7 protein-coding genes are annotated in these 14,804 nt (G+C 71.1%); all 7 read right to left on the bottom strand.

All coding sequences use genetic code 11. From position 1 onward, the window contains the following. Nucleotides 1–3: 3 nt before the first annotated feature. Nucleotides 4–2,121 (bottom strand): glycogen debranching protein GlgX, encoded by a 2,118-nt coding sequence (gene glgX, locus HWX07_RS08750; protein WP_175876003.1) that lies wholly within the window; start codon nt 2,119–2,121, stop codon nt 4–6. Between the two features lie 38 nt (nt 2,122–2,159). Continuing rightward, nucleotides 2,160–4,370 carry a 1,4-alpha-glucan branching protein GlgB gene (gene glgB, locus HWX07_RS08745; protein ID WP_175876002.1) on the bottom strand — a complete coding sequence of 737 codons (2,211 nt, stop codon included), beginning with the start codon at nt 4,368–4,370 and terminating at the stop codon, nt 2,160–2,162. Further along, entirely contained in the window at nt 4,367–7,777 is a 3,411-nt protein-coding gene (gene treS / locus HWX07_RS08740; protein WP_175876164.1) for a maltose alpha-D-glucosyltransferase, read from the bottom strand. The genes glgB and treS overlap by 4 nt, the downstream gene beginning before the upstream one ends. Further along, a complete protein-coding gene (locus HWX07_RS08735; protein ID WP_175876001.1) occupies nt 7,777–11,169 on the bottom strand; it encodes a maltotransferase domain-containing protein in 3,393 nt (1,130 codons plus the stop codon). Before HWX07_RS08735 ends, treS begins: the two co-directional genes overlap by 1 nt. Before the next feature lie 154 nt (nt 11,170–11,323). After that, the gene (locus tag HWX07_RS08730) at nt 11,324–11,812 is read right to left on the bottom strand and encodes a phage protein NinX family protein (RefSeq protein WP_175876000.1); all 489 of its coding nucleotides are present in this window, start codon (nt 11,810–11,812) and stop codon (nt 11,324–11,326) included. 29 nt (nt 11,813–11,841) lie between these two features. Beyond that, nucleotides 11,842–12,633: an endonuclease/exonuclease/phosphatase family protein gene (locus tag HWX07_RS08725; RefSeq protein WP_175875999.1), complete on the bottom strand. Its 792-nt coding sequence runs from the start codon at nt 12,631–12,633 to the stop codon at nt 11,842–11,844. Next, a complete protein-coding gene (locus HWX07_RS08720; protein WP_244129957.1) occupies nt 12,624–14,801 on the bottom strand; it encodes a VTT domain-containing protein in 2,178 nt (725 codons plus the stop codon). Before HWX07_RS08720 ends, HWX07_RS08725 begins: the two co-directional genes overlap by 10 nt. Nucleotides 14,802–14,804 lie beyond the last annotated feature (3 nt).

Here is a 14,804-nt window from a genome sequence, read left to right as displayed (position 1 = left end):
TCCTCAGGAAGACTGATCGGGCGGCGGCACGGCCGCGACCGCGATCACGGCCGCATGCGCGGCGACGTCGAGCCCCGCTTCCGGCCATGAGCGCGGCCCCGAGTCGGGCGTCGCGGTGTCGAGCAGGATGCGATAAGCGAGCATGGGCGCGGGCGGCATGAACGTGATGGTGTCGGCCGATGCGTTCAGCATCACGAGCAACGCCTCGGTGCGCCCGGTGCGGCCGGTGCCGACGCGCCGCATCGTCAATGCGCGGCGTTCGCCGTCTTCCCAGGCGGGCACGGAGAGCGCGTCGCCGCGTTCGTCGAACCAGTCGATCTCGCGCATGCCCGGCGCGCCGTCGCGGTCGCCCGACGGGTAGCGCGGCGCCGACATCACCGGATACATGCGCCGCAGCGCGGCGAGCCGCGACACGAAGCGCGTCATCTGCACGCCTTCGTCGCTGTGCGCCAGGTCCCAGTCGAGCCATGACAGTTCGTTATCCTGGCAATATGCGTTGTTGTTACCCTGCTGCGTGCGGCCGAATTCGTCGCCGGCCACGAGCATCGGCGTGCCGAGCGCGGTAAACAGCGTCGCGAGCATCGAGCGCGCGACGCGCTGGCGCACGTCGCGGATCGCCGCATCGTCGGTCGGCCCTTCGACGCCCCAGTTCGCGCTGCAGTTGTCGTCGCGGCCGTCGCGGTTGTCCTCGCCGTTCGCGTCGTTGTGCTTGCCCGCATACGACACGAGGTCGGCCAGCGTGAAGCCGTCGTGCGCGGTCACGAAATTGATCGAGGCCCACGTGCGGCGCCGGCCGTGATTGAACAGGTCGGCCGAGCCCGACAGGCGCGCGGCCAGTTCCGGGCGCTGCCCCGCGTCGCCGCGCCAGAAGCGCCGCACGGTGTCGCGAAACCGGTCGTTCCATTCGGCGAAGCCGGGCGGGTGGCGGCCGAGCTGATAGCCGCCGGGGCCGAGATCCCAAGGCTCGGTGATCAGCTTGCGCTGCGCGAGCACGGGGTCCTGCCGCAGCGCATCGAAGAACCCCGCGCCCGGCTCGAAGCCGTGATCCTCGCGGCCGAGCGTCACGCCGAGATCGAAGCGGAAGCCGTCGATGTTGAAGGCGGTCGCCCAGTAGCGCAGCGAATCCATCACCATCTGCACGACGCGCGGATGCGACATGTTCAGCGTGTTGCCGCAGCCGGTTTCGTCGACGTGATAACGCGGATCGTCGGGCCGCAGCCGGTAATAGCTCGCGTTGTCGAGGCCGCGCCACGACAGCGTGGGCCCGAGCTGGTTGCCTTCGCACGTGTGGTTGTAGACCACGTCGAGCACGACCTCGATGCCGGCCGCATGCAGCTGGCGCACCGCGATACGCATTTCGTCGAGCCGCCGCGTCGTCAGATACGACGGCTCCGGCGCGAAGAACGCGGCCGTGTCGTAGCCCCAGTAGTTGCGCAGCCCGCGGTTCACGAGTTCGCGCTGCTGCAGGAACGCGTGGATGGGCAGCAGCTCGACCGTCGTCACGCCGATCGACAGCAGGTGATCGACGAACGCCGGATGCGCGAGCGACGCGAACGTGCCCCGCTCCGGCGGGCGCAGCCCGGCGCGGCGCATCGACGCGCCGCGCACGTGGGTCTCGTAGATCACGGTGCTGCGCCACGGCACGTCCGGGCGGCGGTCGTTGCGCCAGTCGAACGCTTCGTCGACGACCACGGCTTTCGGCATCGCGGGCGCCGAATCGCGGCGGTCCATCGACAGGTCGGCCCGGTTCGAATGCACGCGATAGCCGAACAGTGCATCCGACCAGCGGAACTGGCCGACCAGCTTGCGCGCGTACGGATCGAGCAGCAGCTTGGTCGGATTGAAGCGATGGCCGTGCTGCGGCTGGTACGGGCCGTCCGCGCGGAACCCGTACACGGTGCCCGGATGCGCGTTGGGCAGGTAGCCGTGCCACACCTCGTCGGTGCATTCGGGCAGGTCGAGGCGCGCGAGTTCCTTGCGGCCGGTCGGATCGAACACGCAAAGCTGAATCCGGTGCGCGTGCGCGGAAAATACCGCGAAGTTGGTCCCGAGGCCGTCCCAGGATGCGCCGAGCGGATAGCTGCGGCCGGGTTCGAGACGATCGGGCAGGGCGGTCGGCATGGGGCGAATCTCCGTGTCGAGGGCTAGGGCGTGGACAGTCAGGCGGGGGTCAACCACAGCGTCGCGAGCGGCGGCAGGCGCAAGCTCGCCGACCACGCCTCGCCGTGCGCGGGCACGGCTTCGGCCCACACGGCGCCGTCGTTGCCGGCGTTGGTGCCGCCGTACGACGCGGCATCGGTGTTCATCAGTTCACGCCAGTGGCCGGGCGCGGGCAGGCCGAGCCGGTAACCGCCGCGCGGCACGGGCGTGAAGTTGCAGACGGCGACCACCAGATGCCCCGCATCGTCGCGGCGCGCGAACGCGAACACGCTGTTGTCGCGGTCGTCGCCGATCAGCCAGGAGAACCCTTCCGCGTGGCAGTCGAGCGCATGCAATGCCGGCTCGGCCGCGTACGCGCGGTTGAGATCGCGCACGAGCCGCTGCACGCCGCGATGCGCGGGCGCGTCGAGCAAATCCCAGTGCGGCGTCGCGTCGTGCGCGAACTCGCTCCACTGCGCGAATTCGCTGCCCATGAACAGCAGCTTCTTGCCGGGGTGCGCCCACATGAAGCCGAAATACGCGCGCAGCGTCGCGAGCCGCTGCCAGGCGTCGCCGGGCATCTTCGCGACGAGCGAACCCTTGCCGTGCACGACCTCGTCGTGCGACAGCGGCAGCACGAAGCGCTCGGAGAACGCGTACACGAGCCCGAACGTCATCCGGTCGTGGTGATAGCGGCGGTGGATCGGGTCTTCGTGCAGGTACGCGAGCGTGTCGTGCATCCAGCCCATGTTCCACTTGAAGTCGAAGCCGAGCCCGCCGTCGGCGGTCGGCGCGGTGACGCCCGGCCACGCGGTCGATTCCTCCGCGACGGTGACGACGCCGGCCGGCGCGGCGTCACCGTGCAGCGTGTCGTTCAGCCGGCGCAGGAACGCGACCGATTCGAGGTTTTCGCGGCCGCCGTACACGTTCGGCACCCATTCGCCTTCCTTGCGCGAATAGTCGCGATACAGCATCGACGCGACCGCGTCGACGCGGATGCCGTCGACGTGATAGCGGCGGGCCCACGCGAGCGCCGACGCGACGAGGAACGCACTGACCTCGGTGCGCCCGACGTTGAACACGCAGGTGTTCCAGTCGGGGTGCATCCCCTCGCGCGGGTCGGCGTGCTCGTACAGCGCGCTGCCGTCGAATTGCGCGAGCCCGTGCGCGTCGTTCGGAAAATGCGCGGGCACCCAGTCGACGAGCACGCCGACGCCGGCCGCGTGCGCGCGATCGACGAAGCGCGCGAAGCCCTCGACCGGCCCGAAGCGCGCGGACGGCGCGAACTGCGCGAGCGGCTGGTAGCCCCACGAGCCGCCGAACGGGTATTCGGCGATCGGCATGAACTCGACGTGCGTGAAGCCCATCCCCTTCACGTACGGAATCAGCCGCTCGGCGAGTTCGTCCCACGTCGCGCTGCGGTCCATCTGTTCGGGGATGCGCTGCCACGACTCCGGATGGACCTCGTAGATCGACCACGGCACGCGATAGCGGTCGTCGTGGCGCGGCCGCGCGTGCATCCAGCCGTCGTCGTGCCATGCGAACGCGTGGAGCGCCGCGACGTCGGCGACCACCGACGCCGTGCGCGGCGGCGCCTCGGTCGCCCGCGCGCACGGGTCTGCCTTGTGCGGCAGCACGCGCCCGTCGGCCGCGCACAGCTCGAACTTGTAGCGCTCGCCCGGGCCGATGCCCGGCACGAACAGCTCCCACACACCTGACGGCCGCCGCAGCCGCATCGGATGGCGGCGGCCGTCCCATGCGTTGAAATCGCCGACCACCGACACGCGCTGCGCGCTCGGCGCCCACACCGCGAACCGCACGCCGTCGGTGTCGTCGATGCGCACCGGTATCGCGCCGAGGCAGTCGAGCACGGCTTCGGGATCGCCGGCCGAAAAACGCGCAAGCGCTGCTTCGTCGAGCAGCGTGCCGAACGCGTACGCATCGTCGGTCACCTGATGCGCATCCGGCCAGTCGATCGAGAGCAGATAGTGCGGCGCGCCGCCATCGTGCGCGATCGTCCCCGCGAAGCAGCCCGCGCGATCGACGCACGCGAGCGTGCCGAGTTCGGCGCCGTCCGGCGACAGCGCGCGCACGCGCTCGGCGCCGGGCAGCAGCGCCCGCACGACGATCCGGTCGTCCTGTTCGTGCGGGCCGAGGCACGCGAACGGGTCGGGATGGCGGCCGGCGAGCAGCGCATCGATATCGGTGCGTTCGAACAGCGTATCGGTCATGGGTTTCCTCCGTCGTCGGGCAGCACGCCGTCGCCGAGCAGCCGGTCGACCAGCGCCGCGAGCCCGCCGACCGGCACGCTCAGCCAGTCGGGCCGGTTCGCGGCTTCGTAGCACAGCTCGTACGACGCCTTGTCGATCAGGAACAGCGCGAGCAGGCGGTCCGCGTAGTGCGGATCGACGAAGCGCGCGGGCGCGAGGTCGGCCGCCGCGCGATAGCATTCGACGAAGCGGTCGGCGGCGGCCTGCCCGAAGCGGTCGAACAGCGCGCGCTTGCGGCCGGCCGCTTGCGGCGGCGCCTTCTCGATCGCGAACTGCGCGGTCGCGCTGACATAGGACAGCGAGCGCAGCAGGCCGGCCACGTCACGCAGCGGATGCGATTTCGCGCGCCGCCGCTCGAGCGGGCGCGCCGGTTCGCCTTCGAAGTCGATCAGCAGCGCGTCGCCCTGCACGTCGAGCACCTGGCCCAGATGAAAATCGCCGTGAATCCGCGTGCATTGCGCATCGAGCGTGCGCGGCACGAGTTCGCCGAGCGCTTCGACGGCCGCGTCGCGCGACGCGAGCAGCGCGTCGGCCGACGCGCGGGTGGCCGGATCGAGCGCGTCGAGCCGCGTGCGCAGCACGTCGAGCGCGCGTTCGAACGACGCGATCGCGTCCACGCACCAGCCGTCGACGTGATCGGGCGTCGCGCGCTCCGGCGCGAATGCTGGATCGTCGGACGGCTGCGCGAGCGCGACGTGCAACTGGCCGAGCCGCGTGCCGATGATGCCCGCGAACGCCGCGTAGCCGAGCAGCGCATCGGGCTCCTCGTCCGTTTCGGCCGTCTCGCCTTCGTCCGCGGCCGGCAGCGCCAGCTCGTCGATCGCGCGGCGCAGGAAGTCGAACGAGCGCGTCCACGCGTCGCCCTGGTTGTCGACGTAGCGCTGCAGGATCGCGACCGTATGCGGCGTGCCGTCCGGGTCGACGTGCACGACTTCGCCGGCCAGCGTCGCGGTGTTCGCATAGCCGATGCGCGTCAGGTGCCGGCTCATTTCCGCCTCCGGATGAATGCCGTGCGCGACCTTGCGCACCAGCTTCAGCACGATCGCGTCGCCGATCACGAGCGAGCTGTTGCTCTGCTCGGCCGCGAGCCAGCGCACTTCCGCGTCGTCGCCCGGATCGAGCCCGGCGAGCGCGTCTTCCGGGAGAAAGGTGAGCCGGCCGCCGTCGGACGTCGGCACCGTCGCGCCGTCGCGCAGCTTGCGCAGCATCCCGCGCGCGAACGCCGGCAGCGCGAACGCATCGGTCAGGTAGCCGACCGTATGGCCGCGCCGCACGCGCGCGAGCGCCAGTTGCGCGAATAGCGGATGGGACGTCTCGCCGCCCCATGCGGTCGCGAGCGGCACCACGTAGCGCTCGACGCCGCCGTCGCTCGCGGACACCCACGCCTCCGCATACTGGAACGGCTCGTCCGGGATCGGCGTGACGACGTTCAGCCGTGCGTCGCCGATCTTGCGATCCTTCGATGCGAACCAGCGCCGCCGCGCGAGCCACGACGCGAGTGCGTCGTGCGCGAGCGCATGCAGTTGCGACACGTCCGGCCGCGTATCGCCGCGCCGCATCACGAGCGTCACGTATTCGGGCAGCGGCTCCGCATGCGGCTGCCGCCACGACGGCTCGCGGCCGTGCTCGGCGAGCACGAACCACAAGAACCCGTACGGCGGGAAGGTGAGGAGATACGGGAGCTGGCCGATCGGCGGAAACGGCGAATCGGAGGTCATCTCGATCGGCACGCGGCCCGCGAATTCGGACAGGTCGAGTTCGACCGCCTGCGACGCGCGCGACAGGTTCGCGACGCACAGCACCGGCTCGTGGCCGTCCAGTTCGCGCAGGTACGCGAGCACCTTGCGGTTCTCCGGGCGCAGGAAGCGGATCGTGCCGCGCCCGAACGCCTGCGACGCGCGGCGCGTCGCGAGGATGCGGCGGGTCCAGTTCAGCAGCGAATGCGGATCGCGCGTCTGCGCCTCGACGTTGATCGCGTCATAGCCGTACAGCGAGCCCATCACCGGCGGCAGCACCAGCAGTTCGGGGTCGGCGCGCGAGAAGCCGCCGTTGCGGTCCGACGACCACTGCATCGGCGTGCGCACGCCGTCGCGGTCGCCGAGGTGGATGTTGTCGCCCATCCCGATCTCGTCGCCGTAGTAGATCACCGGTGTGCCGGGCATCGACAGCAGCAGCGAATTGATCAGCTCGATGCGGCGCCGGTCGCGCTCCATCAGCGGCGCGAGCCGGCGCCGGATGCCGAGGTTCAGCCGCGCGCGGCGGTCGCTCGCATAGGTCTGCCACAGCAGGTCGCGCTCCGAATCGGTGACCATCTCGAGCGTCAGCTCGTCGTGGTTGCGCAGGAACACGGCCCACTGGTTGCTCGGCGCGAGCGCTGGCGTCTGCCGCATGATGTCGAGGATCGGGAAGCGATCCTCGCTCGCGATCGACATGTAGATGCGCGGCATCAGCGGGAAGTGGAACGCCATGTGGCATTCGTCCTCGTTGCCGAAGTACTCCTGCACGTCTTCCGGCCACTGGTTCGCTTCCGCGAGCAGCATCCGGTTCGGATACTCGGCGTCGATCGTCGCGCGGATCCGCTTCAGGATCGCGTGCGTCTCGGGCAGGTTCTCGTTGTTGGTGCCTTCGCGCTCCACCAGGTACGGCACCGCGTCGAGCCGCAGCCCGTCGATGCCGAGATCGAGCCAGAAGCGCATCACCTGGATCACTTCGCGCACGACGGCCGGGTTGTCGAAGTTCAGGTCCGGCTGGTGCGAGTAGAAGCGGTGCCAGTAGTACTGGCCGGCCACCGGGTCGTGGGTCCAGTTCGACGTTTCGGTATCCAGAAAGATGATCCGCGTGCCCGCGTATTTCGTGTCGGTGTCGGACCACACGTAGTAGTCGCGATGCGTGGAGCCCGGCTTCGCGCGGCGTGCGCGCTGGAACCACGGATGCTGGTCCGACGTGTGGTTGATCACGAGTTCCGCGATCACGCGGATGCCGCGCGCATGCGCCTCGCGGATGAAGCGCCGCACGTCGGCCAGCGTGCCGTAGTCGGGATGCACGTCGCGGTAGTCGGCGATGTCGTAGCCGTCGTCGCGGCGCGGCGACGGATAGAACGGCAGCAGCCAGATCGTGTCGACGCCGAGTTCGGCGATGTAATCGAGCTTCGCGATCAGGCCGGGGAAATCGCCGATGCCGTCGTTGTTCGAGTCGTAGAACGACTTCACGTGCACCTGGTAGATGATCGCGTCCTTGTACCACAGCGGATCGTCCGCACAGAGCGCGGGTTCGCGGCGGCGCGCGCGGCGCCGGCGCGGCGTGCCGGCCGGCGCGAGCGACGGGAATTGCGCGCGGCGCACGTCGTCGAGGGAATCTTCGCGTTTCATCATGCATGCGCTCCCGAAGGGCGGCGGGCGGGGTCCGGTTCGGGCGCCGCCGCCCGCGCGGCGCCCGGAGACGGCGCGAGCCGCCAGATTGCGTACGGCCGCACGTGCGGATCGAGCGATACGTACTGGCGATGGCCGCGCCAGGTCTGCGCGTGCGCGGCGTCCTGTTCGAGCGCATCGAGCGGTTCGCCGTCGGCCAGCCCGAGGCCGCGCCACAGCGCCGCATCGAGCGTGAAGTTCGTGGCCTGCGGATGCCACGGGTCGAGACTGATCGCGACGATCACCACGCTGTCGAACGTGGGCGTGGCCTTCATGAACACGAGCACCGAATCGTTGTCGGCCTCGATGAAGGTGAGCCCGAGATGCGTCTGCAGCGCCGCGTGATCGCGCCGCGCGCGGTTCAGCCGCGCGATTTCCGTGCCGATGTGCGCGGCCTTGCTCCAGTCGCGCGCGCGCAGCTCGTATTTCTCGGCATCCGCGTATTCCTCGCTGTCCGGCAGCGGCGCCGATTCGCCGAGCTCGAAGCCCGAGTACAGGCCCCACGAGCCGGCCAGCGTCGCCGCGAGCGCCGCGCGGATCACGAACTGCGAACGCGGCGCATTCTGCAGGTGGCGCGGATTGATGTCGGGCGTGTTGACGAAGAAGTTCGGCCGGAAGAATTCGCGTGGCGGGCCGGCCGTCAGCTCGGTCAGGTAGTCGATGAAGTCGCGCTTCGACTCGCGCCACGTGAAGTACGTGTACGACTGCGAGAAGCCGACTTTCGCCAGGCGGTACATCATCCCCGGCCGCGTGAACGCCTCGGACAGGAACACGACGTCCGGATGCCGGCCGCGCACGTCGGCGATCATCCATGCCCAGAACGGCAGCGGCTTCGTGTGCGGATTATCGACACGGAAGATCCGCACGCCCGCGTCGACCCAGAACAGCACCGCGTCGCGCAGCGCGATCCACAGGTCGGGCAGCGCGTCCGGCGCGTAGAAATCGGGGTTGACGATGTCCTGGTAGCGCTTCGGCGGGTTCTCCGCGAAACGCAGCGAGCCGTCGGGCCGCCACGCGAACCAGCCCGGATGCGCGGCGAGCCACGGATGGTCGGGCGAGCACTGGATCGCGAAATCGAGCGCGATCTCGAGCCCGTGCCCGCGCGCGGCGTCGACCAGCGCGCGGAACGACTCGAGCGTGCCGAGCTGCGGATGCACGGCCGTGTGGCCGCCGTCGGGCGAGCCGATCGCGTACGGGCTGCCGACGTCGTCGGGGCCGGCGGTCAGGCTGTTGTTGCGGCCCTTGCGCGCGGACGTGCCGATCGGATGGATCGGCGGGAAATACAGCACGTCGAACCCCATGTCGCGGATGCGCGGCAAATGTGCGATCACGTCGTCGAACGTGCCGTGCCGGTGCGGGTCGTTGCTCGCCGAGCGCGGAAACATTTCGTACCAGCTCGAGAAGCGCGCCTGCCGGCGTTCGACGTCGACCGGGTAGGTCGTCGCGTCGTGCGTGACGAACGGGCGGTAGCGCAGCGCCGCGAAGGCGTCGGCGAGCGCGGGCCCGCCGATCAGCGCGAGGCGGTCGTCGGGCGACGCGTCCTTGAGTTCGGCGACGAGCCGTTCCATCTGCTTGAGCGCGCGCGGATCGACGGGATCGGCGAGCTTCAGCGCGGTGGCGAGGAGCAGTTGCGCTTCGCGCACCTCCAGCGTCACGTCCTGGCCGGCCGCGCGCTTTTTCGCGATATCGGTGACGAGCGACGCCCAGTCGTCGCGCCACGCGACCACGCGGAATTCATGGCGGCCGAGCCGGTCGAGCGTGACGCGCGCCTGCCAGCGGTCGTTCGGCTCGGCTTCGAACGGTACTTCGCGCCAGGTGTCGTCGTCGGTGGCGCGCCACTGGAGTACGGCCGCGAGATGCGCGTGCCCGTCCGTGAAGATCGACGCACGGACGACCAGCGGCTCGCCGATCACGCGCTTGATCGCGAAGCGGCCGTCGTCGACCGACGGCTCGACGCGCTCGATCGCGATCCGGTCGGCCACGAGCGCGGCCGACAGCGCGGTGCGCTCGCGCGCGGCGTCGAGGCGCGTCGTGACGGGCGGCGCCCGCCATGCATGCAACAGCGCATATGCGCCGGGGGCGAGCGTGAACGGCTCGAGCGCCGCCGGCGGATGCGTGTGCGCGCCGGCCTGCGTGACGACGCGCGTGAAACCGCCCGGCACGCCGGGCAGGATCGCCGCGGGGTCGACCGTCGCCGGTGCGTCGAGATCGGGATTCAATGCGATCAGCAGCGCCGCGTCGTCGTGTTCGAGCAGCGGCCCGGTGCCGCGCAGCAATGCGGTCGCGCTCGCGCCCGGCGCGCTCAGTTGCACGATTTCACCGCGCGCCGCCGCGACGGGCGTGGCGCGGCGCCACGCGTTCGCATCGGCGAGCGCGCCCGACAAGTCGAAACGCGCGTGCTCGAACGCGGCGCGGTAGCGCGCGGCATCCGCGTCGCGGGCCATCAACGGCACGGTCACGCCGCGCTCGAAGCCCATCGGCACGAGCCAGCCGGTGCCGACGGCCGCGGCCGTCCACAGCGCGCGGCGATACGCGCGGGCGACGGTGTCGTCCGGCGCGTCGGGCCAGTCGTCGGCCAGGCGCGGGCCGTCGGGCGCATCGGGAAACGCGATCGGCGCGCCGATACGGCGCAGCAGCCGGTGTTCGTCCGCGAACCACGGCGCGCGCAGGTCCCACCAGCGTACCGACGAAAACACCGCGTCGAACCCGGCGGCTTCGAGCTGCGCGAGCGCGTCGCGCGCATGGCCGGGCACCCCGGCGAGCACCGCGACGTCCGGGCGCGCACGGCGCAGCGCCGCGCGCCAGCCCGGCCACCAGTCGGCCGGCAGATGATGCGGCGCGTCGATCAGGAAGCCGGCCGCGCCCGCGTCGGCGTACGTCGCGAGATGCGCGCACCACCATGCGGACAGCGCGTCGCGCACCGCTTCATCGGCGGTGTTCGCATGCGCGATATCCAGTGCGTGCGCGGTGCCGCGCGGATCGATCAGCGCGTCGTCGTGCGTACGCTCGACGTACCAGTCAGGATGCTCGGCGCGCAGCGGGTTGTCGCGCGCGATGCGATCGGGCACGACTTCGAGCAGCAGGCGCAGCCCGTGGCCCTTCGCCAGTTGCGCGAGCCTCGAGAAGGTTTCGAGCGCGCTCGCGCGTGTCTCGAACGACTGGGCCGGCCGCCGGAAATCGGCCACGTGGCGCGGAAAGCCGGCCACGCTCGCGGCCCAGAACGCGCCGACCAGCACGTGATCGAAGCCCATCCCCGCGATATGCGCGAAGGTTTGCGGCCATGCGTCGAGCGGCCCGACGAGGCGGGCGTCGCAGAAGTAGAGGTGCGGAGCGAACGGTGGTGTGGAGTCCATGGCGGGGCGTGGCGTGGGCGGGTGGCGCGAGCGGTAAAGCCGGTTCGTCGCAACCTGCGTGCCTGCTGCCCGATTCCCTGCGGGCAGGGGGTGGGCGGAACGCCCGGTTGAAGGGGGCTGTCGTTTTTACATGACCGCCGGGTTCGCGTATGTACTACATGCGCGGTATCGACCGGATATCCGAACTGTCGCCCGTCGCGGCGTCATCGTCCGTCGAGGGAATCGGCACACCCGGGTCATACCGCACCACCGCACCATGTTCGATCCGGTGCGGGAACGGCGGCGTCTCGTCCACCTCGTCGCCGAAGCGCGCGCGCACGAATGCGCGCAGCAGCGCCTCACGCGCATCGCGGCCACGAGCGCCGCAGGTCGACGGGCCGTCGACGAAGGTCGCGTCGCATTCGACCTCGTCGTCGTGGCGGGCGAGCCGCAGATCCTCCACGCGATCGAGCACCGCGCCCGCGTCGCCCCACGATGCCGACGGCGCGAACGGTGCGTCGAGATGCCGGAATGCATCGCAGGCGGCCGTCACGACGACGGTCGGCGCGACCGCCGTGAAGCGCAGCGTGTCTTCGTCATCGGCGCACAACGCGCGTGCGCACCAGTAGTCGAGATCCTTTCCGTCGAGTGCGTCGGTTCGCATGGGCTGCCTCCGTCGGATCGAAAAACGCCTCACCGCGCAAGCGCCGTGCCCGTCGCGGGCGTCGAACGCATCCGCGCCACCAGCGGGTAGTGGTCCGACGCATGCCGTGCCCGCGCGCTGCGGTGCACGACCACGTCGACCAGCAGCTCGCCCGGATGGATCCAGATCCGGTCGAGCGAGAACACCGGGCATATGGTCGGGAAGGTGCGCGGCGCCGGCGCACGCCGGAACCGCGTGACGAGCGCCTGCAGCGCGCGGCCGCGCACGAACCATTCGTTGATGTCGCCGAGCAGGATCACCGGCATCGCGCCGGTATCGAATGCCGCGAGCAGCCGCTGCACCTGCGCGCTGCGCTCGCTGGCCGACAGCCCGAGATGGGTCGCGACCACGCGGATCGGGCCCGTGCTGCAGTCGATGTCGGCGTCGAGCGCGCCGCGCGGCTCGCGCGGATGGAACGACAGGTCGAGCGTGCGCGCCGCGCGGATCGGGCAGCGCGACAGCACCGCGTTGCCGTAGCGGCGCTCGGGCGTGTCGATCGTCGGGCCGGCCGCCGCGTGCATGCCGGTCGCGTCGCGCAGGTGCGCGAGCACGTCCGGCGCGCGCGTGCCGCCGAGCGGCACTTCCTGCAGCGCGATCACGTCCGCGTCGAGTTCGTCGATCACGGCCGCGATCCGGTCGACCGCACGCGCCGGCCACGCACCGTAGCCGCCGTGGATGTTGTAGGTCGCGATCCGCAGGTCGCGCCCGCCCGGCGCGGCGGCGGGCGCCGCGTCGGCGGTGACGACGTGCGGCGCCGGGGCCGGTTGTTTGCTCAGCGCCATCGTCGCAGCATCCTCACGAGCAGGATCGACACGCCGACCAGCGCGAGGCCGATCGCCGCGAGCCACGCGAACGCGCCGGGCCCCGGATGGCTGAGCGCCGCGGTCAGCTGGTGCGCGAACGTGACGGTCAGCACGATGCCGGGCAGCATCCCGAGCGCGGTGCCGATCAGATAGTCGCGCAGCCCGATGTGCGACGCGCCGGCGACGAGGTTCACGACGGTGAACGGCGCGATCGGCAGCAGCCGCAGCACGGCCATCGCGACCACGCCGCGCCGGCCGATGTGCTCGCTCAGCCGGTTCGCGCGCGGGCCGGCGAGCCGGCGCACCGCGTCGCGCCCGAGCCAGCGGCCCAGCGCGTAGGTCGCGGCGGCGGCCGCCATCGAGCCGATGCCCGCATACGCGAAGCCCGGCCATGCGCCGAACACGAGCCCCGTCGCGGCGATCAGCAGCGTGATCGGCACCGCGCAGGTCGCCGCGACCACGTACGCCGCCAGCAGCAGCACCGGCGCGGCCGGCAGCCGCGCGATGCCGGCCACCGCGCGCGACAGCGACGCGACGTTCAGGTGCGCGCCCAGCGGCGTGAAGCGCCACGCGAGCGCCAGCGCGGCGATCGCGAGCACGATCGCGCCCAGCAGGAAAAAGCGCGCGGTGAGCGAGCGGTGTTGTTCGTGCGGCACGAATTCGCGGACGAACCGGTCGGGCTCGATCGGCTGCTCGGGGTCGAGCCGTGCGCTGACCGGCACGAGCGCTTCGAATTGCGGCGACACGGCCGGATCGAGCGTGCACAGCGTGCGGCCAGGCTTCGCGCGCAGCCGGTCGAGCACGACGTTCGGCCGCTCGCCGCACGTGAACGCGTCGGCCACCTCGGCGGGCGTCGTGCCGAGATGCTCGGCCAGCAGCCGCTCGCGCATGCCGGCGATCGCGCCGCGAATGCGTGGATCGCCGGCCGCGACGAGCGCGATGCAGCATTCGGTATCGAGCACCATCGAGCGGTTATTGAGGTTCGCGCTGCCGATCACGATGCATTCGTCGTCGACGATCGCGATCTTGCTGTGCACGTTCACGCACCCGTCGCCGAGCCCGTCGACGTGCGGATACAGCAGCCGGTAGCGGTCGAAGCGGTCGGCCGACGCGAGCGTCGCGTGCAGCCGCGCGCGCAGCACGCCCATCGTCGCCTCTTGCAGCCAGCCGCTCTGCACGCGCGGCGCGACGACGGTAACGTCCGGCCCGTCCGTATCGGCGAGGCGCGCGGACAACGCTTCGCGCACCACCGCCGCGGTGAAATACTGGTTTTCGACATACAGGTGCCGCTGTGCGGCGCGGATCGTATCCTCGACCAGCGCGCGCACCTGCCGCACCGGTTCACGCCCGCCGTGGCGCGGCGCCGTATAGGCGATGCCGAGCTGCACGTCGCGCACGTCGACGCGCGCCTCGCGCGGCCACGGATCGTCGTCGCGCCGCTCGAGATGCCGCTGCGCGCGGATCGCGATCGGACGCCCGCACGCTTGCAGCCAGCGGGCCCGCGCCTGGTCGCCGATCGCGGCGGCCGCGTCGCCGTCGAACATCGCGTGCACGTCGTGGAACGGCCCGTACGGCATGCCCTGCTCGTCGCGGCGGCGCGGATCGTCGGCCGCATGCGCGGGTGTGTCCCAGCGGGCGCGCGTCAGGTCGAGGCCGCCAACGAATGCGAGCCGGTCGTCGATCACGACCAGCTTCTGGTGATGCGACGCGCCGCGCGGGTGTGCATCGTCGAGCCGGAACCGGATGCCGCGATGCGCGCGCCAGCCGGCCCGATACACGGGCGGCCAGTCGCGCTCCAGCGCGTAGATCATCGCGAAATCCCACGCGAGCACGTAGATGCGCAGGTTGTGACGGGCCGACGCGAGCGCATGCAGGAACGCCGCGAGCGTGTCGGGCAGCGTGTCGTCCGCGCCGCCCGGCGCGAGCCGCATTCGGCTGTCGACGTCCCAGCCGACGATGAACACCGTATGTCGCGCACGCAGCAGCGCGGCGCGCAACGTCGAGAAGTACGCGTCACCGTCGACCAGCATCGTGAAGCGGTCCGCGTGGCGAATCGTGTCGCAGTTGCGCCCGCGTTCGAGCAGGCCGTGCCGCGACGGGCCGTCCGTCGGCGCGGCGTCGACGCGCCGGTCGTCGGCGCGGGTCATGCG

It is taken from the genome of Burkholderia sp. BCC0097 (genome assembly GCF_902832985.1).
Taxonomy (GTDB): domain Bacteria; phylum Pseudomonadota; class Gammaproteobacteria; order Burkholderiales; family Burkholderiaceae; genus Burkholderia; species Burkholderia orbicola.
Note: the sequence above shows the minus strand (reverse complement) of the source record. Positions and strands in the feature narration are given on the sequence as shown.

Bases quoted from the DNA above. Each gene is read 5' to 3' on its own strand.
- glgX (WP_175876003.1), bottom strand. From the start codon at position 2,121: ATGCCGACCGCCCTGCCCGATCGTCTCGAACCCGGCCGCAGCTATCCG.
- glgB (WP_175876002.1), bottom strand. From the start codon at position 4,370: ATGACCGATACGCTGTTCGAACGCACCGATATCGATGCGCTGCTCGCC.
- treS (WP_175876164.1), bottom strand. From the start codon at position 7,777: ATGAAACGCGAAGATTCCCTCGACGACGTGCGCCGCGCGCAATTCCCG.
- HWX07_RS08735 (WP_175876001.1), bottom strand. From the start codon at position 11,169: ATGGACTCCACACCACCGTTCGCTCCGCACCTCTACTTCTGCGACGCC.
- HWX07_RS08730 (WP_175876000.1), bottom strand. From the start codon at position 11,812: ATGCGAACCGACGCACTCGACGGAAAGGATCTCGACTACTGGTGCGCA.
- HWX07_RS08725 (WP_175875999.1), bottom strand. From the start codon at position 12,633: ATGGCGCTGAGCAAACAACCGGCCCCGGCGCCGCACGTCGTCACCGCC.
- HWX07_RS08720 (WP_244129957.1), bottom strand. From the start codon at position 14,801: ATGACCCGCGCCGACGACCGGCGCGTCGACGCCGCGCCGACGGACGGC.